Genomic DNA, 23,137 nt, shown 5'->3' with positions numbered 1-23,137 from the left:
GTCCGAGTCGGCCGCGATGCGGTGCGCTGGCAAGGCGCGACGACGCTGTGCTCATGCCCGCGAGGAGGAGCAACGCCGCCAGCGTGCCGCGGCGCGGCTCAGTCGGGTGCGTAGCGCTGCCACCATGGTGATGCCACTCGTCGGCGCAAGCCGTTGACGTCATGCGGTGTCTCCAGCGCAGCAAGCGGTCAACTGCCGTTCCAAGGTCGTTGTTGTCGGGCAGGACTAATCCCTGCGCGGAATTTTGCTACTGCGACGCGCAATTGCAAGCGGGGTGACCCGCTTGCACGGGAGCGGCGAGCCACACCTCCCGCCTGCGACTCACCCTCCGAGGATGCGATCGTGGCGAAGTTTGTCAGCGCGTACGAGTCCGCCGATCTCAAGGGCCGAGACGTCGTGGCGCGCTTCTTCGCCGGGCATCTTCGGCGCGGGCCGGAGGTTCGACCTCCCCGCTTGACGAACTGAGCGGGCATCTCGGCCTCGCCGTGCATGTGATGGAACGCCCGGTGCCCATGGGCGAAGTGCTGCGCTCAGCAGATGCGGTCGTCAACTACGGATCCACCACGTTCGCGTGCGAAGCCCTGCTGGCCGGCAAGCCGCAGCAGTGCCGGGCGCCGGCGCGTCGTGGCCGCCTATGCGTCGGCCGACTCGGTGCTGCCGCTTCCGTCCAGTAGTGCCTCAAGCTCCTTGCAGGACGGGGCGCAAACGGCCTGGCTCTTGCCGAGCAAACGCCGAAATAGCAACGATGAAACGGGCCGATGCTTGCCGCAGAAGTAGCAGGATTTCGTGGCGCTGACGTGAGGGCCGACGCTCCCAAACGGAGAGCCGGCGGTCTTGGTGCGATACCTCAGTCCGTCGTGGGTGATGGAGTCCTTCTTCTCTTCTTTCGCCATGGATGTGGTTGAACTCGGTGAAGCCCTTTGAGGGCTGCGTCGGGCTCGAGTGGTCCTTTGTGCGGAGAGTACAAGAGGCGAAGCGCATGTTTTGACCAAGCCACGACGAGCTTCTTGCGCCACCGGCAGGTCAAACAAAGCGAAACAACTCCGGCTCCCTCCGGAGAGGGAGGCCCCATGCGGGTTCTGTCACGCGACCGATAAACTCGCGCTCCAAATTGCGCCAAAGAGCGCAGGGACACAGGGAGTTCCATGGTCAGCAAAGATTCACCGGCCCCGTTGCTACGACGGGGCGTCATGGGCGCTTGTCATTTCTCCGGCGCACGTCGGAAGGCAAGCTGAGCGGCCATGGGTCTCTACAGAGTCGTCCGAGAAGACGGCCGCGTCGAATACGCCGACGTGCCGTCTGGCTCCGGCCAGATGGAAGCCGTACGCCCGGGCTCGACAAGGGCTGACGACGAAGCTCGGCGTCGCGAAGACGCCAAGAAGTACCCGCAGTTCCGCCCATTGCGCGAGACCGCCCTCGGCCTGAAGGCCGGCAGCAACCTGCTCGGCGCCGGTGTGGGCCTCGCGACCGGCAAGTTCACCGGCAGCGTCGAGAAGTGGATGGCGTCGACGTTGAAGGACCTGATGAAGCGTGACCGCTTCGGTCCCTATGCCGACGCGCTCCCCGTCCTCATGGCCGAGGACCTCATCAAGAAGGGGCGCCGCCGCCAATGCGGCCGATGCCAAGGGGCAGTCCGGAGGGGCCCGTCGATGATGCATCGAACCCGTGCTGCAAGCTTCAGGAGCCGAGCCATGAGAGTCTGAGCGGCTTCACTGAACCAATACAACCAGGGAGAACAACAAATGACCAACCTGAACGACGCTGCTCGCAGCGATACAGCCCCTGCTGACGGGGCCGCAGAACGCCCGCCTGCTGGTGCTGGAGTTTCCTCACAAGGACGGCCCCAAGGCCAACGGAGATTCGGCCATCGTCAAGTTCTTCGCCTCAGGCAAGGGGCGATGATGCGGCGCAGTCGCTCGACCTTGCTGGCTCTGGCCCTTGCCTGGCAGACGAGCTTCCTTCAGGCGCAGCCGCCCGACTACCGGGAGCTCACCGCCTTCATCAAATCCGGCCAGGCCGCGCAACTGAGGCAGGCGCTGTCGACCAAGACACGTCGGGACATCAACGTCGGCGGCCGTGCGGCGCTGATGCGTATCGCCATTGCGGAAGGCAAGGCGGACGCGGTCGCGGTGCTACTGGAATGGGGTATCGACGCCAATCACGTGCTGCCTGGCGGGCAAGGGCCAGACGGGTGTTCTGCTCCGAGCCCGCTGCTGTACGCCATCGCCACCGGCGCCGGCCTGCCCGTTGTGAAGACGCTGGTCCGAGGTGGGGCAAAGCCGGGCCTGCGCGTCGAGGGGCAGCATCCGCTCGACCTCGCCGTGAGCCTGGGGCAGCAGGACGTCGCTGCTTATCTGCGGGAGGCAGGGGGGGCCACCCACCACGGCATGGACAACACCGTTGGCCACCAGGCGAGCCTTCTTCATCCCGCACTCCAGCGTGCCGCGCTGAAGGCGGACAACCGCGCGCTTCAAGCGTGGCTGACCCCTGCCGCGTTCGCCGGCATGCAAGAGCCTGCCCGTGCCGAGTTGATGGCTGCGTTGGTAGCCACGGGAAATGTCGACGGCCTGACGGCGGCCATTCGCGCAGGGCTCGACCCGAACCTGGTGCTTCCCATCGAGGTGCAGGGCACCACTGTGCACGTGACCGCGTTGAACTTGGCGCTTGGTGCACCGGTGGATGACGCTGTAGCCTTGTGCTTGGTCGCGCTGGGCGCTGACGTCGCGGCAAAGTCCGTAGACGACGATGCACCGCTGCTGACGGCCATCGCTGTCGGACGCCATGCCCTGGTCGAGCCCTTGCTCGCGCACGGCGCGGACCCCGACGTGGGCGACACGCTCGTCGCTGCCACGCCGTTGATGGTCCTGCTGGCCACCGAGCGTGACCCTGTACGGGCAGTCGAGCTGGGCCGCAAGCTCCTGGCCTGGGGCGGCCACGTCAACGCCAGGTCATCCACCGGCCACACGCCGCTGATGATGGCCGCGCGCGCCGGCAATGCAGCGGCTGTGCGGTGGCTGCTCGACGCAGGCGCCGACCGGCACGCCACCACGCAGGCTGGCGACACAGCGTTGGGCCTCGCCGCAATGAGAGGCCACGACGAAGTCATCCGCCTGCTGTCACCGCCTCAATAGGCTGACAGCGATTCAAGGGAGAACAACAAATATGGTGCTGCTGCCATGGCCGGCCTACTGGTTCGACTCACTGGCCCAGCTCAAGCTGCAACGCCCGCGCGGTGCGGATGGCGGGCAGCCCCTGGTCGACCACCTTGCACAGCGCCTGCGCCAGGCGGCCGACCGGCTCCGGCTGAGCCGCGGGGGTGAGATGTTCGAGGACGACAACGGCGCCATGCACGTGATCGCACGCGCCCGGCGTCCGGACGAGCCCGGCGCCGGCGCGCCGGCCTGAACGGTGGGGCATCGCCCCAGGCCATGCCGGCGAGCGTGGGCGTGGTGGTGGTTGCGATCCGTCTTGCGATGAGCAATCACACCGCCCCAGCGAACGCCCTGTGTACGGCGACTGCCGCAGTCCAGCGCGCGCTGCGCGCCTGCAGCAACGCATCTCGCGTACGCAGCAGGTTTCGCCGCACGTCGAGTACGGTGTTCAGGTCATTGAGGCCTGCTTCGAACAAGCGCTCACTCTTGCGAGCTGCGTCCGCACCTGCCTTTTCTGCCTGCTCGAGTTCGCTCACACTGATTTGCGCTGCCCTCAGTTGTGCGAAGGCAATCTCCACGTCGGCCAGCGCTCCAAGCATCGCCTTCTCGTATTCCGCCATGGCCTCCTGCGCACGCGCCTCGTGAATGGCGATGTTGGCGCGGATGCGCCCCCCGTCAAAGATCGGCAGCGACAGTGACACGCCGTAGCCGACCACGATCGTGGTGCCGGCACTACCTCCATTGACGCTCAGCCGCTCCTTGCGGCCGGCCCAGTCCAGCTGGATGCGGGGATAGAGATCACTTCTAGCCACGCCTACGCGAGCCGCCGCAGCGTCCAGCGCCCGGACATGGCGTTGCACGTCGGGCCGGCGCTCCAGCAGATCGGCGGGCAAGAGGGTGGCGGGCATGGCAATGTCATCACTGTCCCAGCGTGTCCAGGAGGTGGAGGGCGGCATCTGTGTCATTCCCAGCAGCACGGCGAGTTGCCTCTGCCGCACCTGCAAGGCACCCTGCAGCTGTTGCGCGCTGCTCCTTTCCTGCCTCAGTTCGCTTTGAAGCCGGTCGATGTCGAGCGAACCAACATGGCCAGCTTCGAAACGGCGGAGTGCCACCGCGATCTGCCGCTCCAGAGTCGCAACGGCCTCGAGCGCCACCGCTTCTCGCCGTAGCAGCGCCTGGATGTCGAAGTAGGCTGTCGCCACCTCTGCGGTCAACGCGACCCGTGCGGCCTGTTGCATCAGCTCGGCACTCTGCGCATCGCGCTCGGCCGCTGACGCAGCGAGTGCCTTGCCGGAAAACAAATCGAGTTCCCAGCCGGCACGCAAGCCTACGGAGGCGCTGGTGGCCTTGGGGTCCGGGCTCGAGTCGCGACCGCGCTGCGAACTTGCCACCAGATCGAGTCGTGGCAGGCGTTCGGCGTGCGCACCGTCGGTCAGCGCGCGGGCTTGCGCCACACGGGCCGCGACAACGCGCAGATCAGGGTTGTGCTCGAGCGCAGCGTCGACCAGCGTGTCAAGTTCGGTACTGCCGAAGTCCTGCCACCACGTGGCGGTTCGCCTCGACGCGGTCGCCCCGGCGACCGGCGCCGCGACGCTCCAATGATGAGGAGCGACAACTGACGGAACGGAAGGCAAGGGCGGCGTCGCGCAACCAAGCACCGCGCACAAGGCGGCCGCCGTTGCGGCGGTACGCGCGAAGACCATGGGTTCGAGATGAGGCATGTGTGATCCCGGGATTGACCAATCGTGTCCTCGAACTGTACTATGCGTACAGTACAGTATCAACGCCACGGAGAGTCACATGCCTGCAACCCCCAACCCCCCCTCGCCGCGCGGCAGTTCACGCGAGAAGCTGCTCGACGCCGCGGCTGACCTGATCACGCGGCTTGGCGTTCAGGAGCTCACGCTGGATGCCGTGGCTGCGGCCGCTGGCGTGACCAAGGGTGGGCTGATCTATCACTTCAAGACGAAGGACGAACTGCTGGGCGCATTGGTCGAGCGGATGATCGAGCAGCTCGACCAGCGCCAGCGTGCCAAGGCAGCCAAGCGGGGCACCGCAAAGAGCGCGCTGTTGTTGGCTCTCGTCGAGGAGACATTCGACATGTCACGCAGCGAGAAGCAGTTGCTGACGAACCTGCTGGCCGCGGCCTCTGCCCACCCACATCTCCTGGGGCCGGTGCGCAAGCTGTTCAAGGAGACGTACGGCGAACTTGCGGAAGGCGGCGCAGAAGCCGGCCTGGCGCTCGCCATTGCGGCCGCGCTGGACGGCATCTCGTTGCTCGAACTGCTGGACTTCCATCAGTTCACCAAAGGGCAGCGCGAGGCGATGCGCAATGCGTTGCATGAACTGATTGCCAAACTGGCCTGAACCTTCGCCGAAAGAACTCCCATGCCACGCATCCAAGCTCTTGCTGCCGCCGTCGTGCTGCTGTCCCTCCTCGGCGGTTGCGAACAGCCGCCCACTGTTGCTGACCAGGCCCCTCGCCCGGTCAAGGTCGAGGTCGTCGGGACCGGCTCGGTCGCCACCCACGAATCCTTCGTCGGTACGCTGCGCGCCCGCCAGCGCGCCGATCTCAGCTTCGAAACGCCCGGGCGCATCGCCGCCATTGCCGTCGAGGTGGGTGACCGGGTGCGGGCCGGACAACTTCTGGCCCGTCTCGAAGAAGCGCCGGCGAAATGGCGGCTGGAGAAGGCGCAGGCCGATCATGCTGCCGCCGTGGCCGCGCTCGCGGAGCGCGCCACACAGTTGCAGCAGCACGAAGCGCTCGCGAAGGAGCGCATCGTCTCGGCCACCGCGCTCGAGTCGGTGCAGGTGCAACACCGCCAGGCCATGAGCCAGCTGCAGGCTGCCGACGCGGCACTGGCGCTCGCCCGCCGCGACCTGTCCCTGGCTCGCATCACGGCGCCGTTCGACGGCGAGATCGTCGCGCGTTCGGCCCAGCCGCACGGCGACATCGGCGCCGGGCAACCCGTGCTGCAGATCGAAGCGGGCCGCGCGCTGGAGGTGGTGGCCATGCTGCCCGACTCGGTGGCGGCCCGGCTGTCGCCCGGCGACGCCGCCAGCGCCAGCCAGGGGCAGCGTCCCATGCCGCTGAAGCTGGAACGCATGTCGGCGCGCAGTGAAAGCGGCTCGCTGGTGCAGGCCATCTTCCGCGTGGAGGGGCCTGCGGAAGGCTTGCGCAGCGGTGGTGTGGTGTCGGTCGCGCTGCCCCGCCGCGGCGCGATTGCCCTCTCGGTACCCGCCTCCGCCGTGGTTTACGCAGGCGATGGCCGGCGCAGCGCCAGCGTGTTCGTGCTCGACACGAACAAGCAGCAGCTCTCTCGCCGTACCGTCGTGCTGGGCGACGCGTTGCTCCCCGACGGCCGCGTGCAGATCACCGAGGGGCTGGCGAGTGGCGATCAGGTGGTCGTGGCCGGAACCGCTTTCCTCACGGAAGGCCAGCGTGCCGTGAAGCACGAAGCGCAGACGCTGCTGAACGGGGGCCGTTCGTGAGGCTCACCGAATCCGCGCTCGGCTCGAGCCGCCTGACCTTCTTCGTTGCCGCCCTGGTGCTGGTGGCCGGACTCTTCAGCTTCCTGAAGTTTCCGTCGCAGGAGGAGCCTTCGACGACGATTCGCGACGCGATGATCTTCGTCGCCAACCCCGGCCTGCCGGTCGAGCGCATGGAGCAGCTCGTCGCGCGCCCTCTCGAAGAGCGCTTGCGGGAGCTGCCCGAGCTCAAGCATGTGGTGAGCACGGTGCGCACCGGCAACGTGATCTTGCAGGTCTCGATCCACGAGAACTATGCCGACCTGCCGGCCATCTGGCAGAAAGTGCGCACCAAGGTGGCCGAGGTGTCGCCGCAGTTCCCCGGCGGCACGCTGCCCGTGTCGATCAACGACGACTTCGGCCGCGTCGCGGTCGCGTCGATCGCCGTCACCGCGCCCGGTTTCTCGATGAGCGAGATGCGCGAGCCGCTCAAGCGCTTGCGCGACCGGCTCTACGAACTGCCGGGGGTGCAGGGTGTGAGCTTCCATGGGCTGCAGGAAGAGCGCGTCTACATCGAGTTCGACCGGGCGCGCCTGGCCGGCCTCGGGCTCGGCGCCCCCGCCGTGCTGCAGCAGCTGCAGCAACAGAATGTGGTGCTCTCCGGCGGCCAGGCGGTGATGAGCGGCCTCAGCAGTGCGCTGGTGGCGTCGGGCGAGATCACCTCCCTCGACGCCCTGCGCGATTTTGTGCTCAGCCTGCCTGGCGCCGATGGCCGCAACGATCACGCGGTGCGCCTGGGCGACATCGCCCGCATCCGGGTGCTGCCGGCCGACCCGCCAGAGGCCGCTGCGGTCTACAAGGCCGAACCTGCGGTGGTGCTGGGCGTGTCGATGCGCGCCGGGCGCAACGTGCAGGAGTTCGGGCACGCGCTGAAGGACCGCATGGCCGAGCTGCAGGAGCTGTTGCCCGCCGGCTTCACGCTCGACTACGTGACCTTCCAGGCCGACGTCGTGCAGCAGGAGATGGGCAAGATGAACCGGGTGATGGGCGAGACCATCGTCATCGTGATGGCGGTGGTGGTGCTCTTCCTCGGCTGGCGCGCCGGCCTCATCGTCGGCAGCATCGTGCCGCTCACCATCCTGGGCACGCTGATCGCGATGCAGGCGCTCGGCATCGAGCTGCACAACGTGTCGATGGCGGCGATCATCATCGCGCTGGGCCTGCTGGTGGACAACGGCATCGTGATCGCCGAAGACGTCGAGCGGCGGCTGGCCGCGGGCGAGGCCCGGCGCGAGGCCTGCATCAATGCAGGCAAGACGCTCGCCATCCCGTTGCTGACCTCGTCGCTGGTCATCATCTTCGCGTTCTCGCCGTTCTTCTTCGGGCACACCTCGATCAACGAATACCTGCGGCCGCTGGTCGTCGTGCTGGCGCTGTCGCTGCTGGGGTCGTGGCTGTTCTGCCTGACGGTGACGCCGCTGTTGTGCTTCCACTTCCTGAAGCCCTCTCATGCCGCACACCAGGACGATGAACCGCCCAAGGAAAGCGGCTTCTACCGCGGCTACCGCCGTGCGATCCGCACGGTGCTCGACCACAAGCTGCCATTCCTGGGCGCGATGGCCGCGTTGTTCGCCGGCGCGATGGTGATGCTTGCCTCGGTGCCTGCCGGCTTCCTGCCCCAGTCCGACCGGCCGCAATACCAGATCTCGATCGAACTGCAGCCCGGCAGCGACTCGCGCATGACCTTGGACAAGGTGCGCAAGATCAGCCGCTGGCTCAGCGACCCGCAGGTCAACCCCGAGGTCACGACCAGCATCGGCTACGTGGCCGACGGCGGGCCGCGCATCATCCTGGGGCTCAATCCGCCGCTGCCGGCTTCGCACATCGGCTACTTCACTGTCGGCGTGAAAGGCAAGAACGACCTGGACCCGGTGATCGCGCGCACCCGCGCATGGCTCGCTTCTGCACACCCCGAGCTGCGCGCGGAGGCCAAGCGCTTCTCGCTCGGTTCCAGCGACTCCGGTGCAGTGGCCTACCGCATCAGCGGGCCTGATGAGGCCGTGCTCAAGAAGCTCGGCGAGCAGATCAAGTCCTCGCTCAACGAGGTGCGCGGTGTGGCGGACGTGCGCGACGACTGGGCCAACCGTGTGCCGCGCATCGACGTGCAGGTCGACCAGCGCAAGGCGCGTCGGCTTGGCGTGACCAGCGAGGACATCGCCGCCTCGCTGGGCGCGCGCTACACCGGCCTTGCTGTCTCGGCGCTGCACGACGGCGACACCCTCGTACCGCTGATCGTGCGAGGCACCGAGTCCGAACGCCAGCACCCCGAAGACCTGGGCAACTCGCTCATCCACCCGGCCAACGGCGCAACGCCGGTGCCGCTGTCGGCCGTGGCCACGGTGTCGCTCGGCTCCGAGCCGTCGGTGATCCGCCGTCGCGACCTGGTACGCACGCTCACGGTCAGCGGCCGCAGCGAGAACGAGACGGCACAGCAGGTGGTCGACAGGCTGGCACCTGCCGTCGCGAAGCTCGACTTGCCGCCCGGCTATCGAATCGAGCTCGGCGCCGAGATCGAGGAGGCGGCCGAAGCCAACGAGGCGCTCGGGCAGTACCTGCCGCATGCCTGCATCGCGATGCTCGTGCTCTTCGTCTGGCAGTTCGGCTCGTTCCGCAAGCTGGCACTGATCCTCGGGATCATCCCTTTCGCACTCATCGGCGTGGCACCGGCGCTCAAGCTGGCCGGCGAGCCGCTGGGCTTCATGGCGAACTTCGGGCTGCTGTCGCTGGCGGGGATCATCGTCAACAACGCCGTGCTGCTGCTCGAGCGCATCGAGGCCGAGCTGCACTCCGGCAAGAGCACGCGGGAGGCGGTGGTCGCTTCTGCCGTGCAACGCCTGCGACCCATCGTGATGACCAAGCTCACCTGCGTGGCCGGCCTGGTGCCGCTGCTGCTGTTCGGCGGGCCGCTCTGGTCGGGCATGGCCGTCACGATCATCGGCGGCCTGCTGCTGGGCACCTTGGTCACGCTGGGCCTGGTGCCGGTGCTTTACGAGCTGCTGTTCAGCGGTGCGCTGGCGCGGTGGCTTGCCAACAAGCGCGGGGCACACGTGGCCGTGTCCGCCGCATGAGCGCGGGCTGCTCTTTCACTCTTCTCATGGACTCCTCCTCCCTTCCAATGAAACGTCTCATGCCCGTCTATCCCGAGGTGGGCGTCGAGTACCAGACCAGTGACTACACACGCTACTACTTCGCGCCCACCCAGACTGAAGCGGCGCGCCTGGGGCGCAGCTACCGGCCTGGCTCGGCCGTCAACCTGTTCGCCGGCGCGTTGATCGAAACCCGCATCACGGAGCGCTGGTACGCGCACCTCTACGTGCGCCACACGGTCGTGGACGAAGCAATTGCCGACAGCCCGTTGGTGAGCCAGAAGGGCCGCAGCTCCGCGCTGCTTGCAGCCGCGTATCGGTTCTGAGGACGGCCCGTCATGCTGGATCCCGCTGTTCACCGCTGGCTCCGCGCGACGGCCGTCGTGCTGGTCGCGTTCGCGCTGTCGGCGTGCTCGTCCATGCGCCCGTGGCAGAACGTGCCCATGCGCGAAGACGCCGCAACGTCGGCAGCGGCCCGCCCGCAACAACCGCGCAACCCAGGCGGTTCTTCCATCGTGGCTGCGGTGACGCTGTCTGGCGGCGGAGCGCGCGCGGCGGCTTTCGGCCTTGGCGTGCTGCAGGAGCTGAAGGCCACGAACTTCATCTGGGAAGGCCGCGAGACCACGCTGCTCGACGAAGTGGGGCTGATCAGCGGCGTGTCAGGGGGCAGCGTGCTCGCCACCTACTACGCCGCGTTCGGCGCCGAGGGGCTGGATCGCTTCGAACAGGACTTCCTGCTCGATGATTTCGAGGGCGGGTTGATCGGCAAGGCACTCGCGCCGGCGACGATGCACGAACTGACATCGCCCTGGTTCGGCCGCAGCAATGTGCTGGCGCAGCGGCTCGATGCGCTCTACCGCGGCCGCACCTTTGGCGACCTGCTGGCACGGCCGCGCGGTCCGGAGCTGCTGGTCACGGCCACCGACCTGACCACCGGTGCGCCTTTCGAGTTCACGCTCGAGCAGTTTCAGCTGATCTGCTCCGATCTCGGCAGCGTGCCGCTGTCGTTCGCGGTCGCTTCGTCGTCGGCCGTGCCGCTGCTGCTGACGCCGATGACGCTGCGCAACTTTGCGGGCCAGTGTGCACTGCCGTCGCCGCAGGCAGTCGGCATGGCGGACAACTTCCGCGCCCGCCTGCTCAACGCCAATGCGCAAAGCTATCTCGACACGAAGGAGCGGCCCTTCGTGCACCTCGTGGACGGCGGGCTTTCCGACAACCTCGGCGTGCGCACGCTGCTGGACCACCTGATCGCCGGCGGCTCCATGAAGGAGAGCTTTCCGGATGCCGCGCCGGGATCCATTCGCAGGCTGGTCCTCATCGTCGTGAACTCCGAGCGCGACATCACCGAACGCATCGACCACAGCGACCACGTGCCCACCACGGGGCAGGTGCTGGACGCGCTGGTCTTCGGGGCCGGCTCCCGCGAGACGCAGGTGACGCTGGCAATCCTCAACGACGACGTGCAGCGCTGGAGCCGCGAGCTGGCACAGCAGCGCGGCACGCCGGGCAGCCCGTTCGCCGCTGATGCGCAGATCCAGGTCGTGAGCGTCAGCCTGCGCGACGTCGGGGACCACCGCTTGCGCCGCAGCCTGCTGCAGGTGCCCACTGCGTTCACGATCGACCCGTCGGATGTGCGTCGCCTGCAGCAAGCCGGGCGCGAGGCGCTGCGCGCATCACCGCAGTTTCGGCAGCTCGTTCGTGATCTGGTAAGTGCAAGTGGCGCCGCAGAGTTGAACGACATGACGAAGGGGAAGCGCTAGGGTTGGGAAAGTGGTTCGCCCAACCGACAAGACGGCGTCGCAGTTCGGAGTCTCGACCACAGCCTTGAGGTGCTGAATCGCTGGCAAAGTCGCGTCTTGTTGAAGGGTTGTCGTATACCTGCCTCAGGGAGGCGGTGGTCGCTGGTGCCTCTGCTGCTGTTCGGCGGCGCCCTGGCGGGCTGGGTTGGTCGCGCGCGTGAAGCACAGACGGTCCCAACCAATGCATGAGCCATCCTCCTTCGCGCGGTGAAGCCTTGCTTCGCGGTGTCCGGTGTCCGGTTGCCGGGCGCGCCCGATGCTCGCGGAAAGAGAACCACGATGTCAGCGCTGAAACTCTGCACCCAACCAGCGGCCTTGCCCGACGCCCATGAGACGTCGCCGGCCACGATCCGCGAAGAAAAGGCCGACGCAGCCACCGACGCGCGGCAGAAGCTTCCCGCGACGCAGGCCGCGGAGCGGCTGCCGCCCGCCAGGCGCGCCCCCGCTCACCGGCCCGGCGCCATCACGCCACGTCAGCCGCTCAATGCGTTGTCATCGGCGCGACGGGCGGCGCAGGCTCCCGCTGCTGCCGTGCCGCACCCGGACGCGGCGCACCATGTCGAAACGCAGGAGCCACCGCAGGCTCGTTCGCAGCCGCTGTCGGCCCTGATGACGGTCAACAGCACGCTCGACCTCGACCTGAAGGAGCGACCGGACACGATGGCGCTGCAGCATCAGCAGGGGCTGACGGCGGACATGCGCCGGCCCGATGCGCGTGTGCTGGCCGAGTTGGATGCCGCGGTGAAGTTGCGCGCAAAGCGCTGACTTCCAGCGTCGAGCAGCGGCTGGCACTCCTTCCCTAGAACATCGTCGATCGGTGGGCGCCGAAGCCCGCCATGACACCGTCGCCCACCGCCAGCGCCACGTTCCCCGCCGCGCGGGCGGCGTCGCCGCAGGCAAAGACGTGAGGAACGCTGGTCTCCTGCGTGGGGCCGACCTGGATGAAGGGGCCCATCGGCCCTTCCACCATCGCGCAGCCGAGCTGCTCGGCGACAGGGCTGGCCGGTGACGTGGACGGCTGCGTGAACAGGCCGGCCATGCGCAACACGCGGCCGTCCGCCAGCACGACATCGGCCTTTCCCTCGATGCGCACCACCGGCGTGGCCTCGACCCGCGTGCCGCGCTTGGCCAGTTCGGCAAGTTCCGCGTCGCCTGGTGCGTAGACGCCGTTCAGGAACAGCGTCACTCGGCCCCAGTCCGGCAGCATGACGGCATGATGGTGCGCCATCGGTGTGGCGGCGATGATGCCGATGTCGCCCGCCTCGAGTTCGTAGCCGTGGCAGTAGGGGCAGTGGAAGATGCTGCTGCCCCAGCGTTCGGCCAGGCCGGGCACGGGGGGCAGTTCGTCGCGCACGCCGGTGGCGAGGATGAGCCGGCCGGCGCTGACGGCCCGGTCGCCGACGCGGAACGCCAGCCGCCCGTTGGCCTCGATGCGTGCGTCATCCGCCGTGCCGTCCAGCCACTGCACGTTGGGGTAGCGCAGCAGCTGCGCCCGGCCGTCGGCCGCGATGTCCGCGGGCGCCCGGCCGTCCTGCGTCAGGAAGCCGTGGGACTGAAGCCCTGCGGCGTCGACGAAGCGGTTGCGGCGCTGACCGCCGTCCACCACCAGCACCTGGCGGCGGGCGCGCGCCAGCTGAAGCGCGGCCGAGAGGCCGGCAAAGCTGCCGCCGATGACGGCGAAGTCAATCTGCATCTGCATGGCGGTGCGTCTCCAGTCGATGTGTGGTGGCCCCCGGTCGGCGGGCCAGTCGGCGGTGGAAGTCCTGCGACAACGTGGCCAGCGTCACTGCGCCCAGGCGTTCGAGCAGCAAGGACTCTGCGTCGCGCACCGCCGCGCCAAGGGCATCGTTGACGGCCTGCGCGACCAGGCATTCGGGCCGGTCCTCGCGGAAGCCGAGCGACACGAAGGCCGGCGCCCCAAGCGCCTCGTGCACGTCACGCAGCGTGATGCGGTCGAGTGCGCAGCTGAGCACCCAGCCGCCTCCGTGACCTCTGGCGGACGCGACGAAGCCCGACTCGCGCAGGCCCGACATCAGCCGGCGCAGCACAACCGGATTCGTGTGCATGGCCGTGGCCAGGGATTCGGACGTGGCCGGGCCATCGCCCTCGGCCATATGCATGAGCACGTGCAAGACGTCGGAGAGTCGGCTGTCTTTCTTCATGCAACATTATGAGTTGCATGAAATTTCCCGCATGCCAGGCAGGGGTTCTTGCCGCTTCGCAACGGCAGCGGAATGGTGAGCCAGCGCATTGGAGGGGCTGTCTGTCTCTGCCCGGCCGACAGCTGGCGCCTCCATCGCCCTCAACCGTCGGGCCTGCCACAAATTGGGGCGGTCGAACGAGATGCCATAGCCGGCGGGGGCTGCCGAACGCGATGCACGGACGCTTCACAGGTTTGTCCACAGCTTGTGTGGATAGCGTGCCGCATGCGATGGCCGCCCGGCAGCCCGGCCGGGACCGCTGGTTGCCCTTTGGCTGAGGCCAACGCAGGAGACTCGAACATGCAGCCAAAGACCGCCGGAGCAAACACCGCTTCATCCACGAGAACCGCCATGTCCGGAAACAAGGGGATCACCGGCCGCTGCCTGTGCGGCGCCGTGAGCATCACGGTGGCAGGCGACCACGACCCTCGCGTGGGCGCCTGCCACTGCCGCATGTGCCAGCGATGGACCGGCGGACTCTTCCTGTGCTTCACTGCCGAAGCCTCTGCTGTCACCGTGACGGGCGAGGTCGCGCGCTACCGATCCTCTTCGTTCGCCGAGCGGGCCTTCTGCCCTCGATGCGGCTCCCATCTGTGGTTCAACGATGTCGAGGAGGGGGGCGAGCCTCGGAGGTATGAGCTGATGCCCGGCCTGTTCGACGCGGCCCGCGGCTGGCCGCTGCGCTCCGAGATCTACGTGGACCGGGCCATGGCTTCGATCCAGCTCGCCGGCGATCACCGGCGCAAGACCCGGGCCGAGTACGAGGCCGAGAACCCGTTCATCCCGGGCGACATGGAGGGCGGTCTGCCGGCCACTTGAGTCCTGGCGCTGCGGCCTGCGCTCCGCTCAGCCCGCCGCCTTGGCCATCCGGCCCGGCGTCTGCCCCAGGATGCGCTTGAGCGAGTGAGTGAGGTGCGCCTGGTCGGTGAAGCCGAGTGCGGCGGCCACCTGTGACGGGGTCTGCCCCGCGCGCAGCAGCCCGGCGGCCTCGTGGGCACGTTCGATCTGCTGGAAGGCCTTGAGGCCCAGTCCGGTCACGTCGGCGAAGTGGCGCTGCACGCTGCGCTCGTCGAGGCGCTGGCGTGCGCCGCGCAGGGCCAGCGCCACCACCGGGTCGCGCTCGAGCAGCCCCTTGCGCGTGAGCGCCGCCACCAGTTGCTCGGCGTTCTCGAAGTCCGGGATCTCGAAGCGTTCTCCCTCGATCCAGAACCGCCGGTCGCCCTCGACCGGCCGCAGCACGCCCTGGTTCAGCGTCAGCCGACCCGGCAGGCGCGGCATGTAGACCTCGGGGCGCAAGGCGATGGTGAGCATCTCGTCGCCGGCATCGCTGTGCACCTCCACCGGCGCGGCGATCTGCCCGGTCTGGATCACTGTCCAGGGACCGCCCGACTTGCGCACGAAGAGCAGGTCCCAGGAGCCGTCGGGCAGCGCCACTTCGCGAGCCGCGCCCAGGTAGCGGGCATGGCGGATGCGGGTCGCCAGCAGCGAGTCCGCCATGCGCTCGCGTGCTTCAACGACCGGTGGAATGTCGGGCCGGTTGGTCTGCTCCATCGCTTCCCTGCAGGCCGCCGAAGAAGCGGCGCAGGTCGTCGATCACCAGACCGGGCTCCGTTTCGTTGGCGAAATGGCCGCCGCGCGGCATCTCGGTCCACTGTACCAACCGATGGTTGGAGCGGGCCGCGAACTTGCGGACCGAGCGGAAATCCTCAGGGAAGCTCGCCACCGCGGTGGGCGTGTGGTTGGGCAGCTCGCGATAGCCGGCGCCGGTGCGTGCGTTCTCCAGGTACGACTCGGCCGCCTGGCCGCCGGTGGCGGTGAACCAGTACAGCGACACGTGCGTCAGGAAGCGGTCGCGGTCTACCTGGGCTGCCTGTTGGCCCTCGAAGCCGTAGAACAGCTCGGAGTTCCACGCCAGCAGGGCGGCCGGCGAGTCCACCAGACCGTAGGCCAGCGTGCCCGGGCGCTTGGACTGGATGTCCACGTAGCCCGCGTACTTCTGGAAGGAGCCCAGGGTGCCCATGCCTTCGAGCTCGAAGGGCGACAGGCCTTCCATCTCGCCCGGCGCGCCGGTAGGGAAGGCGAAGATCTGCTGCAGGTGGACGCCGGCCAGCCCCTGCGGGCCGAGGATGCCGAGCTCCCGGGTGACCAGCGCCCCCACGTCGCCGCCCTGCGCCCCGTAGCGGGTGTAGCCCAGGCGCTTCATGAGCGTGTCCCAGGCGGCCGCGGTGCGCGCCGCATCCCAGCCGGGGGCGGCCAGCGGAGACGAGAGCCCCATGCCGGGCAGCGAAGGGATCACCACGTCGAAGGCGACAGAAGGATCCAGGCCGTGGGCGCGCGGATCGGTCAGCGGGCCGATGAGGTCGAGGTACTCGGCCGGCGATCTCGGCCAGCCATGGGTGAGGATCAGCGCAAAGGCTGCCGGCTCCCTGGAGCGCACGTGCATGAAGTGGATCGGCTGGCCGTCGATCTCGGTCATGAACTGCGGGATGCGGTTGAGCTGCGCCTCGCGGGCGCGCCAGTCGAAGCCTTCGGCCCAGTACTCGGCCAGCTCGCGCACCCGCGACACCGGCTGGCCGCGGCTGAAGTCCTGCACCGTGGCATGCGGCCAGCGGGTCTGCTTCAGGCGGCGGCGCAGGTCGTCGATGCGGTCCTGCGGGATCTCGATCTGGAACGGGCGGATGGTGGACATGGAAGGCTCCTCGGTGGGGCGGTTTGGGACGACCAGACTGTCGCGCGCGGGCGCTCCCGGGTCTTGTAGAAAACCGACGAGACCTGCCGCGAGGGCCGCGGCCTGCGACAGGCAACCATCGAGCCCGGACGCAGCGCGCTGCACCTGCCGGGGGGCGTGGCGCTAGAGTGGCGACCGTCATCAACTCTCCCGGAGCTCCCCCATGAGAACTGCACTCGCCGCCTTGGTGATGTCGCTGGCCGCCGCAGGCGCCCATGCCGCCGATTCATGTGTCGCGCAGGCCGGCGCGAAGAACCTGGCCGGTGCGGCCAAGGCCAGTTTCCTGAAGAAATGCACCAGCGACGCGGTGGCCGCATCGAAGACCTCCTGCAATGCGCAGGCCGCCGAGAAGAAGCTGGCGGGTGCTGCGAAGAGCAGCTTCGTCAAGAAGTGCGTGGCCGACGCGACGCCGGATGTGCAGACCACCTGCGACGCCGCGGCGGACGACAAGAAGCTGTCCGGGGCGGCTCGCAACAGCTCCGTGTCCAAGTGCGTGGGGGATGCGCTCAAGTAGCAAGTTGCCGGCGCCGAAGGCGCCTCCTGCCCCGCACGCAGGGCCGCGTGGCACTCCGCTTGCCGACGTGATTCGTCGAAACGGAGGCAACGGCGATGCACGAGAGCAAGGTTCGCGTAGCCAAGGGTCCCTGGGTGATGGGCGTCCTGCTGGCGGCCATCGGCGTTGGCCTCCTTGCCGGCGGCGTCTGGCTGGTGGCCTATGGCGACTCCTGGTACTACCTGCTGGCCGGGCTGGGCTCGCTGCTCACCGCCGTGCTGCTGGTACGTCGCAGGGCATCGGCGCTGTGGGCCTATGCCGGCCTGCTGGCCGCGACGCTGGGCTGGGCCCTGTGGGAAGCGGGCCTGGACTGGTGGCCCCTGGCGGCCCGGCTCGACGTGTGGTTCGTGCTCGGGCTGGTCCTCATGCAAGGTTGGGTACGCAGTTCCCTCCACCACGAAGGCCCGGCGCGGGGCGGCACGGCGCTGGCGTTGGCGCTGGCGGCTTGTCTGCTGGCTGCGGGGGCCTCCTGGCTGCATGACCCTCGCACGATCGAGGGCCGCCTGCCGCAAGCGGCGGCGTCGCTGTCGGCCGGCCAGGCCGAGGCCGTGCCGGACGGCGAGTGGCATGCCTACGGTCGCACCGGTGCCGGCCAGCGCTACTCGCCGCTGGCCCAGATCACCCCGCAGAACGTGGGTGACCTGCAGGTGGCCTGGCACTACCGCACGGGCGATGTGCGCGGGCGCCCGGGCGACCCGAAGGAAACCACCTTCGAGGTGACGCCGCTGAAGGTGGGCGAGCGGCTCTTCCTGTGCACGCCGCACCAGTCGGTGATCGCGCTGGACGCGACCACCGGCAAGGAAGTCTGGCGCCGCGACCTCGCCTTGCCGCAGGAGCTGGCGCTGCAGCACCTCACCTGCCGCGGCCTGGCCTACCAGCCGGCGCGGGCGGCCGCCGGCGGTGGCCATGACGGTTGCTCCGCCAGGCTCTTCATGCCGACGGCCGACGGCCGCCTGGTGGCACTGAACCCCGACACGGGCGCCGACTGCACCAGCTTCGGCGGCGGCCGCGGGGCGATCGACCTGTGGGCCAACATGCCCAACCGCCGCCCCGGTGCCTACTACTCCACCTCGCCCCCCGCGGTGACGAGCCGGCTGGTGATCGTGGGAGGCACGGTGCTCGACAACGTGTCGGTGAACGAACAGTCCGGCGTGATCCGCGCCTTCGACATCGAGACCGGCGAGCTGGTGTGGAACTGGGACTCCGGCAACCCCGAGGCCACCGCGCCCATCGGGCCGGGCCGGAAGTACCTGGCCAATTCACCGAACAGCTGGTCCGTCTCGAGCGTGGACGAGGCGCTCGGCATGGTCTACGTGCCCATGGGCAACCAGCCGCCCGACCAGTGGGGCGGCCGCCGCAGCGAAGCGGTGGAGCGGTATTCGTCTTCCGTCGTCGCCCTCGATCTCGCAACGGGTCGGGTGCGCTGGGTGTTCCAGACGGTGCACCACGACCTGTGGGACTACGACGTGCCGTCGCAGCCGAGCCTGGTGGACCTGCGCGTCGGCGACCGCACCGTGCCGGCCCTCGTGCAGCCGACCAAGCAGGGCGAGCTCTTCGTGCTCGACCGCCGCGACGGCCGGCCCCTGCTGCCGGTGCGCGAGGTGCCCGCGCCGCAGGGGGCAGCGCAGGGCGACCGCACCCACGCCACACAGCCTCAGTCGGCGCTGTCGTTGGCCCCGCCGCCGCTGCGCAGCCGCGACATGTGGGGCGCCACCGTGTTCGACCAGCTGACCTGCCGCATCGCGTTCCACCGGCTGCGGTACGAGGGGCGATTCACGCCACCGACCACGCAGGGCACGCTCGTGCACCCCGGCAACTTCGGCGTCTTCAACTGGGGCGGCATCGCGGTCGATCCGCGTCGCGGCATCGCGTTCACCACGCCGGCCTACCTGGCCTTCGTGTCGGAGCTGGTGCCCAGGCCGGACGACAGGACGCTGCTGGTGCAGGAGGGCGGCGAGCGACCACCCGGCAGCCTGCCCGCACTCAACGAAAACTTCGGTGCGCCCTTCGCTTCGAAGATGGAGCCCTTCCTGTCGCCGCTGGGCATTCCGTGCCAGGAGCCGCCATGGGGCTATGTGGCCGGGGTCGACCTGGCCAAGGGCGACGTGGTCTGGATGCATCGCAACGGCACGGTGCGCGACCTCGCGCCGATACCGATGCCGCTGCGCATGGGCGTGCCGAGCCTGGGCGGGCCCATGGTCACGGCGGGCGGCGTGGCGTTCCTGTCCGGCACCATGGACTACTACGTGCGCGCCTACGACCTGGCCGACGGCCGCGAGCTGTGGAAGCACCGCCTGCCCGCCGGCGGGCAGGCCACCCCGATGACCTACACAGGGGCCGATGGCCGGCAGTACCTGCTGGTGGCCGCGGGCGGCCACGGGTCGACCGAAACCAAGGCGGGCGATTCCGTCATCGCCTACGCCTTGCCGCGCCGCTGAAGGCGGCCAGGCGAGGCCAGTCCGGGCCCGGCTCAGACACGCACCGTCTTCCACCGGCCGCGGGTGAACAGCCACAGCGTGAACAGGCCCACCGAGGTCTCGGAGGCGAACACCGCCCAGAACACGCCGGTGGCCTGCAGGTCCATCTGCAGCGCCAGCAGCCAGGCGAGCGGGATCTGGATCAGCCAGAAGAACACGAGGTTGATCTTGGTCGGCGTCACCGTGTCGCCCGCGCCGTTGAAGGCCTGCACCGAGACCATCCACCAGCCGTAGACGAAGTAGGAGTAAGACAGGATGCGCAGCCATTCGGCGCCGATGTCGATGACGGCGCTTTCGGTGGTGAACAGGCCGATCAGTTCGCGCGGGAACAGGAAGAAGACGACCGACACCGCGACGGTGAACGCCATGTTGTACCAGCCGATGCGCCACACCGATGCCTCGGCACGGCCCGGTTCGCCAGCGCCGAGGTTCTGGCCCACAAGGGTGGCCGCCGCGTTGGACATGCCCCAGGCCGGCATCAGCGTGAACATCATCAGGCGGATGGCGATGGTGGCGCCGGCCACCGCATCGCTGCCGATGGCGGCCAGGATGCGCATCAGGAAGATCCACGCCGTCATGGCCACGATCATCTGGCCGATGCCGCCGAGCGAGGTGCGCACGATGTGCCACAGGGTGGCCGCCTCGATGGCGAGCTGGGCGATGCGGATGCGGATGTGGCGGCTGCCGCGCAGCAGGATCCACAGCTGCATCGCCACGCCGGTGCCGCGGCCGATGACGGTGGCGATCGCCGCCCCCTCGACGCCCAGCGCCGGGATCGGCCCCAGCCCGAAGATCAGGATAGGGTCGAGCACGAGGTTCAGGCCGTTGGAGACCCACAGCACCCGCATGGCCACCGCCGCGTCGCCGGCGCCGCGGAAGATCGCGTTGCAGACGAACAGCAGCATGATGACCATGTTGCTGCCCAGCATCCATTGCATGTAGCGCACGCCGTGCGTCAGCGTCCAGGTGTCGGCGCCCATGAGCTGCAGCAGCTCGCGCGCGAAGAGGATGCCGCCCGCCGCAAACGGCAGCGAAGCCAGCACGGCGATCCACATGGCCTGCGCGGCGCTGACCGCAGCTGCCTCGGGGTCGCCTTCGCCGGTTCGTCTGGCAACGACCGCTGTGACCGCCATCGCGAGGCCGATGCCCACCGCGTACAGCAGGAACAGGAAGGTCTCGGTGAGTCCGACCGTCGCCACCGCCGAGGCGCCCAGCTTGGCGACGAACCAGATGTCCACGACGGCGAAGGTCGACTCGAGCACCAGCTCGAGCACCATCGGCACGGCCAGCAGGAACACCGCGCGCCGCAGCGGGATCTTGGTGTAGTCGGCGCCGGTGCCGCGGATCGCGTCGCCGAGTTCGCGCCAGAGGGACCGGCGCTGCTCAGGGGAAGGGGTTGCTTCGATCGGGTTCATCGGGACTCCGTTGAGGGGGGCGGCTGCGCCGCGCCCGGGTTGCCTTGTTCAACACGACGAACGAGCCGGGCCGGAATCGACATCGGCCGACGCGGGGACGCGGCGGGGTGGACCACCCCAGGCGGCCATGGCTTCGGCCACCAGCTCACCGCCACGTCCTTCATAGCGCGGCGAGTGGTGCATGGGCACCAGCGACCGTGCACCCACCCGGCGCGCGATGTCGCCGGCCTGCCACGCCGTCAGGTGGTTCTTGCGCCTGGCGTGATCCTCATCGGCGGCCAGGAACACGCTCTCGATGTAGAGCGTGTCCACGCCCGCGAGCAGCTCGACGAGCGTCTGCACGTTGGCCTCGGTGTAGCGCAGGTCCGTCACGTAGCCCAGGCGCTTGCCCGGCGCCACGTCCAGCACGAGCGGGCGCAGGTCGTCCACGGTGCGCGTGACCGCATGCGCGCCTTGACGGTCGTTCCACTCCACGAGGATGGGCGTTTCGCCTGGCGCGCCGGTGAGCACCGCATGCTTGAGTTCTCGCAGCCATGCGCCGGTGGTGAAGCCCATGGCCGCGAGCCGGTCGCCTGCCACGCGGACGGCGGCCTTCTCTTCCAGCGCAAAGGCCAGGCACGGCATCCCGTGGTCCACGAAGCGGGCACGCACGCGGAAGGTGAGTTCATCGTGGATGACGTCCTGAACCATGGGAGTCGACTCCAGCGCTTCGCGCTGGAAGCCTGCGCTGCTCGAGAACCTTGCCCGCCGGATGAGGCCGTCGGTGCCGATCTCCCGCACCTCGAGGTTCAGCGCCACTGCATAGCGAGGCGCCACGTTCCAGGTGTAGGCGCGCAGCTTGTGTTCCACCTGCGAAATGAACTGCGGCCCGCCGTACAACGTGACCCGGGCCTTGCGCGCCAGCACCACGGCCAGCCAGTGGTCGAAGCCGCTGAAGTGGTCCATGTGTGTGTGGGTGACGAAGATGTGGGACAGCCGCAGCAGCTTGCGCGGCGGCAGCGCGCGGATGTCCCCGAGGTCGATGAGCAGGCCCCTGCGCCCGTCGCGAAAGTCCACATGGACGGCGGAATCGCCAAAGCTGTCGTTGACGGGCTGGTGATCGAAAAGCGTCCACATCCGGCGAGCTTAAGACAGTGGCATCGGGGGCCGGGATGCAGCGCGTCGTTGCATTCGTTACGACTTCGCCGCACTTTGAGATCGCGAGGAAATTGACACGTCGCGACGGTGAGACAGGCGCGCATCCGGGGGGCTGTTTTGCCGGCCGGCGGGGTCATACTCCGTCGCCGAGAGCAGATATGGCGGCCTGCCCGACCGGCCGCGCCAACTCCCGTCGTTGCATGAACATCCAGTACTTCAAGGTAGGCGATCCCGTGCTGATGCGGGCCTCGACCCCCTCCGGCCGGCAGAAGCTCGTGGGGGCGCGTGTGGAGGCTGTCATCCCGGCAGGCGTGCGCCCCGGCCTGCTCGGCTTCGAGTTCAAGGATCAACAGCCGCGAGAAACGCTGAGCTATGTGGTCCAGGCCAATGGGCGCCTGTTCTGGCCCACACCGCAGTCGCTGTCGGAGTGGTAGCAGCTGCCCCGGCGCAGCACCGCCTGCGCCGGCCGGGTGTCGATGTGTCACACTCCCGCCGCCGCTGAGCGGGCTGGTAGCCGAACCTTCTCTGGAAAGAATGGAAACGCGAACGGCCTGCCCCTGCCGGACACAGGTATCTCCTGTGCACGCCATCCACTGACAGGCACCCCAGATGACCAGCAAACTCTACGTCGGCGATCTGCCGTATTCCGTGCGCGACGACGACCTTCAACGACATTTCTCCGGGTTCGGCACCGTCACCTCGGCCAAGGATTGAGCACTGCCGTGGACCTGAAGCTTCCGATCTCCATCATCGACGAACTGAGCGAAGACGAAGTGACGTCACAGGGCGAGCTCGACCTGGCCAGCGGAGAGATCCGCAACGTTCGCTACGAGGCCTACGACGTTGCAGCGTCGGGCATTCCTGCAGCCCGCCGGGACTATGAGTTCACCGTCGGCATCCTGCGCAATGGCGCGCGCGAGGTGGAGTTCCGCATCGAAGTGGATGCGGTGGGCGGCCGCTACTCGGTCACGGCCAGCGAACTGCTCGAGCTGAAAGGCCGCGCTGCAAAGCTGTTCAGCCAGCCTCCCTCCAAGCGGCATTGACGCCGCGACGACGGCTCG

General features: G+C 68.5%; 21 protein-coding genes and 1 pseudogene. 15 read left to right on the top strand and 7 right to left on the bottom strand.

The window, feature by feature from the left end; translation table 11 throughout:
- The first annotated feature begins 1,241 nt into the window (after nt 1–1,241).
- The 3 genes from E8D38_RS00545 to E8D38_RS00535 all read left to right on the top strand — a co-directional run bounded on the left by E8D38_RS00545 (nt 1,242) and on the right by E8D38_RS00535 (nt 3,405).
- The gene (locus E8D38_RS00545; RefSeq protein ID WP_140625768.1) at nt 1,242–1,703 is read left to right on the top strand and encodes a hypothetical protein; all 462 of its coding nucleotides are present in this window, start codon (nt 1,242–1,244) and stop codon (nt 1,701–1,703) included.
- A 195-nt stretch (nt 1,704–1,898) separates the two neighbouring features.
- The gene (locus tag E8D38_RS00540; protein WP_181178874.1) at nt 1,899–3,131 is read left to right on the top strand and encodes an ankyrin repeat domain-containing protein; all 1,233 of its coding nucleotides are present in this window, start codon (nt 1,899–1,901) and stop codon (nt 3,129–3,131) included.
- A gap of 31 nt (nt 3,132–3,162) precedes the next feature.
- Nucleotides 3,163–3,405: a hypothetical protein gene (locus E8D38_RS00535; protein WP_140625766.1), complete on the top strand. Its 243-nt coding sequence runs from the start codon at nt 3,163–3,165 to the stop codon at nt 3,403–3,405.
- A gap of 76 nt (nt 3,406–3,481) precedes the next feature.
- Here E8D38_RS00535 and E8D38_RS00530 read toward each other — a convergent pair whose 3' ends face one another.
- Entirely contained in the window at nt 3,482–4,873 is a 1,392-nt protein-coding gene (locus tag E8D38_RS00530; RefSeq protein ID WP_246099285.1) for an efflux transporter outer membrane subunit, read from the bottom strand.
- 79 nt (nt 4,874–4,952) lie between these two features.
- Between E8D38_RS00530 and E8D38_RS00525 the strand changes: the two genes are divergently transcribed.
- From E8D38_RS00525 to E8D38_RS00500, 6 genes are all read left to right on the top strand, one after another.
- On the top strand, nt 4,953–5,519 hold the full coding sequence (locus tag E8D38_RS00525; RefSeq protein WP_140625765.1) for a TetR/AcrR family transcriptional regulator: 567 nt from the start codon (nt 4,953–4,955) through the stop codon (nt 5,517–5,519).
- Between the two features lie 21 nt (nt 5,520–5,540).
- A complete protein-coding gene (locus E8D38_RS00520) occupies nt 5,541–6,644 on the top strand; it encodes an efflux RND transporter periplasmic adaptor subunit (protein WP_140625764.1) in 1,104 nt (367 codons plus the stop codon).
- The gene (locus tag E8D38_RS00515) at nt 6,641–9,748 is read left to right on the top strand and encodes an efflux RND transporter permease subunit (RefSeq protein WP_140625763.1); all 3,108 of its coding nucleotides are present in this window, start codon (nt 6,641–6,643) and stop codon (nt 9,746–9,748) included. The genes E8D38_RS00520 and E8D38_RS00515 overlap by 4 nt, the downstream gene beginning before the upstream one ends.
- On the top strand, nt 9,745–10,092 hold the full coding sequence (locus E8D38_RS00510) for a MipA/OmpV family protein (protein WP_140625762.1): 348 nt from the start codon (nt 9,745–9,747) through the stop codon (nt 10,090–10,092). Before E8D38_RS00515 ends, E8D38_RS00510 begins: the two co-directional genes overlap by 4 nt.
- Nucleotides 10,093–10,104: 12 nt before the next feature.
- A complete protein-coding gene (locus tag E8D38_RS00505) occupies nt 10,105–11,526 on the top strand; it encodes a patatin-like phospholipase family protein (RefSeq protein WP_181178872.1) in 1,422 nt (473 codons plus the stop codon).
- 318 nt (nt 11,527–11,844) lie between these two features.
- On the top strand, nt 11,845–12,330 hold the full coding sequence (locus tag E8D38_RS00500) for a hypothetical protein (RefSeq protein WP_140625761.1): 486 nt from the start codon (nt 11,845–11,847) through the stop codon (nt 12,328–12,330).
- A 34-nt stretch (nt 12,331–12,364) separates the two neighbouring features.
- Here the strand turns inward: E8D38_RS00500 and E8D38_RS00495 are convergent, their stop codons facing one another.
- Nucleotides 12,365–13,258, bottom strand: a complete 894-nt coding sequence (locus E8D38_RS00495; RefSeq protein WP_140625905.1) for an NAD(P)/FAD-dependent oxidoreductase — start codon at nt 13,256–13,258, stop codon at nt 12,365–12,367.
- Nucleotides 13,248–13,727 (bottom strand): Rrf2 family transcriptional regulator, encoded by a 480-nt coding sequence (locus tag E8D38_RS00490; RefSeq protein WP_140625760.1) that lies wholly within the window; start codon nt 13,725–13,727, stop codon nt 13,248–13,250. The genes E8D38_RS00495 and E8D38_RS00490 overlap by 11 nt, the downstream gene beginning before the upstream one ends.
- A 390-nt stretch (nt 13,728–14,117) precedes the next feature.
- On the opposite strand from E8D38_RS00490, the gene E8D38_RS00485 reads away from it, so the two are divergent.
- On the top strand, nt 14,118–14,585 hold the full coding sequence (locus E8D38_RS00485) for a GFA family protein (protein WP_140625759.1): 468 nt from the start codon (nt 14,118–14,120) through the stop codon (nt 14,583–14,585).
- A gap of 27 nt (nt 14,586–14,612) precedes the next feature.
- Here E8D38_RS00485 and E8D38_RS00480 read toward each other — a convergent pair whose 3' ends face one another.
- Entirely contained in the window at nt 14,613–15,263 is a 651-nt protein-coding gene (locus E8D38_RS00480) for a helix-turn-helix transcriptional regulator (protein ID WP_181178871.1), read from the bottom strand.
- Nucleotides 15,264–15,276: 13 nt separating this feature from the next.
- Nucleotides 15,277–16,455: an epoxide hydrolase family protein gene (locus E8D38_RS00475; RefSeq protein WP_140625757.1), complete on the bottom strand. Its 1,179-nt coding sequence runs from the start codon at nt 16,453–16,455 to the stop codon at nt 15,277–15,279.
- A 202-nt stretch (nt 16,456–16,657) separates the two neighbouring features.
- On the opposite strand from E8D38_RS00475, the gene E8D38_RS00470 reads away from it, so the two are divergent.
- Nucleotides 16,658–17,008: a PsiF family protein gene (locus tag E8D38_RS00470; RefSeq protein ID WP_140625756.1), complete on the top strand. Its 351-nt coding sequence runs from the start codon at nt 16,658–16,660 to the stop codon at nt 17,006–17,008.
- Nucleotides 17,009–17,103: 95 nt separating this feature from the next.
- Nucleotides 17,104–19,485 (top strand): glucose/quinate/shikimate family membrane-bound PQQ-dependent dehydrogenase, encoded by a 2,382-nt coding sequence (locus E8D38_RS00465; RefSeq protein ID WP_140625755.1) that lies wholly within the window; start codon nt 17,104–17,106, stop codon nt 19,483–19,485.
- 32 nt (nt 19,486–19,517) lie between these two features.
- Here E8D38_RS00465 and E8D38_RS00460 read toward each other — a convergent pair whose 3' ends face one another.
- Nucleotides 19,518–20,939 carry an MATE family efflux transporter gene (locus E8D38_RS00460; protein WP_140625754.1) on the bottom strand — a complete coding sequence of 474 codons (1,422 nt, stop codon included), beginning with the start codon at nt 20,937–20,939 and terminating at the stop codon, nt 19,518–19,520.
- Nucleotides 20,940–20,987: 48 nt separating this feature from the next.
- Nucleotides 20,988–22,055 carry a ribonuclease Z gene (locus tag E8D38_RS00455; protein WP_140625753.1) on the bottom strand — a complete coding sequence of 356 codons (1,068 nt, stop codon included), beginning with the start codon at nt 22,053–22,055 and terminating at the stop codon, nt 20,988–20,990.
- A gap of 221 nt (nt 22,056–22,276) precedes the next feature.
- On the opposite strand from E8D38_RS00455, the gene E8D38_RS00450 reads away from it, so the two are divergent.
- From E8D38_RS00450 to E8D38_RS00440, 3 genes and pseudogenes are all read left to right on the top strand, one after another.
- The gene (locus tag E8D38_RS00450) at nt 22,277–22,510 is read left to right on the top strand and encodes a hypothetical protein (RefSeq protein ID WP_140625752.1); all 234 of its coding nucleotides are present in this window, start codon (nt 22,277–22,279) and stop codon (nt 22,508–22,510) included.
- A gap of 175 nt (nt 22,511–22,685) precedes the next feature.
- Nucleotides 22,686–22,784: pseudogene (locus tag E8D38_RS00445) on the top strand (RNA-binding protein); the annotation flags it as partial.
- A 14-nt stretch (nt 22,785–22,798) separates the two neighbouring features.
- The gene (locus tag E8D38_RS00440; protein ID WP_140625750.1) at nt 22,799–23,119 is read left to right on the top strand and encodes a hypothetical protein; all 321 of its coding nucleotides are present in this window, start codon (nt 22,799–22,801) and stop codon (nt 23,117–23,119) included.
- Nucleotides 23,120–23,137 lie beyond the last annotated feature (18 nt).

Source organism: Methylibium rhizosphaerae (genome assembly GCF_006386545.1).
Classification (GTDB): domain Bacteria; phylum Pseudomonadota; class Gammaproteobacteria; order Burkholderiales; family Burkholderiaceae_C; genus Pseudorivibacter; species Pseudorivibacter rhizosphaerae.
The sequence above is the reverse complement of the archived record's forward strand: the minus strand, read 5'-3'. Positions and strand labels throughout refer to the sequence as shown.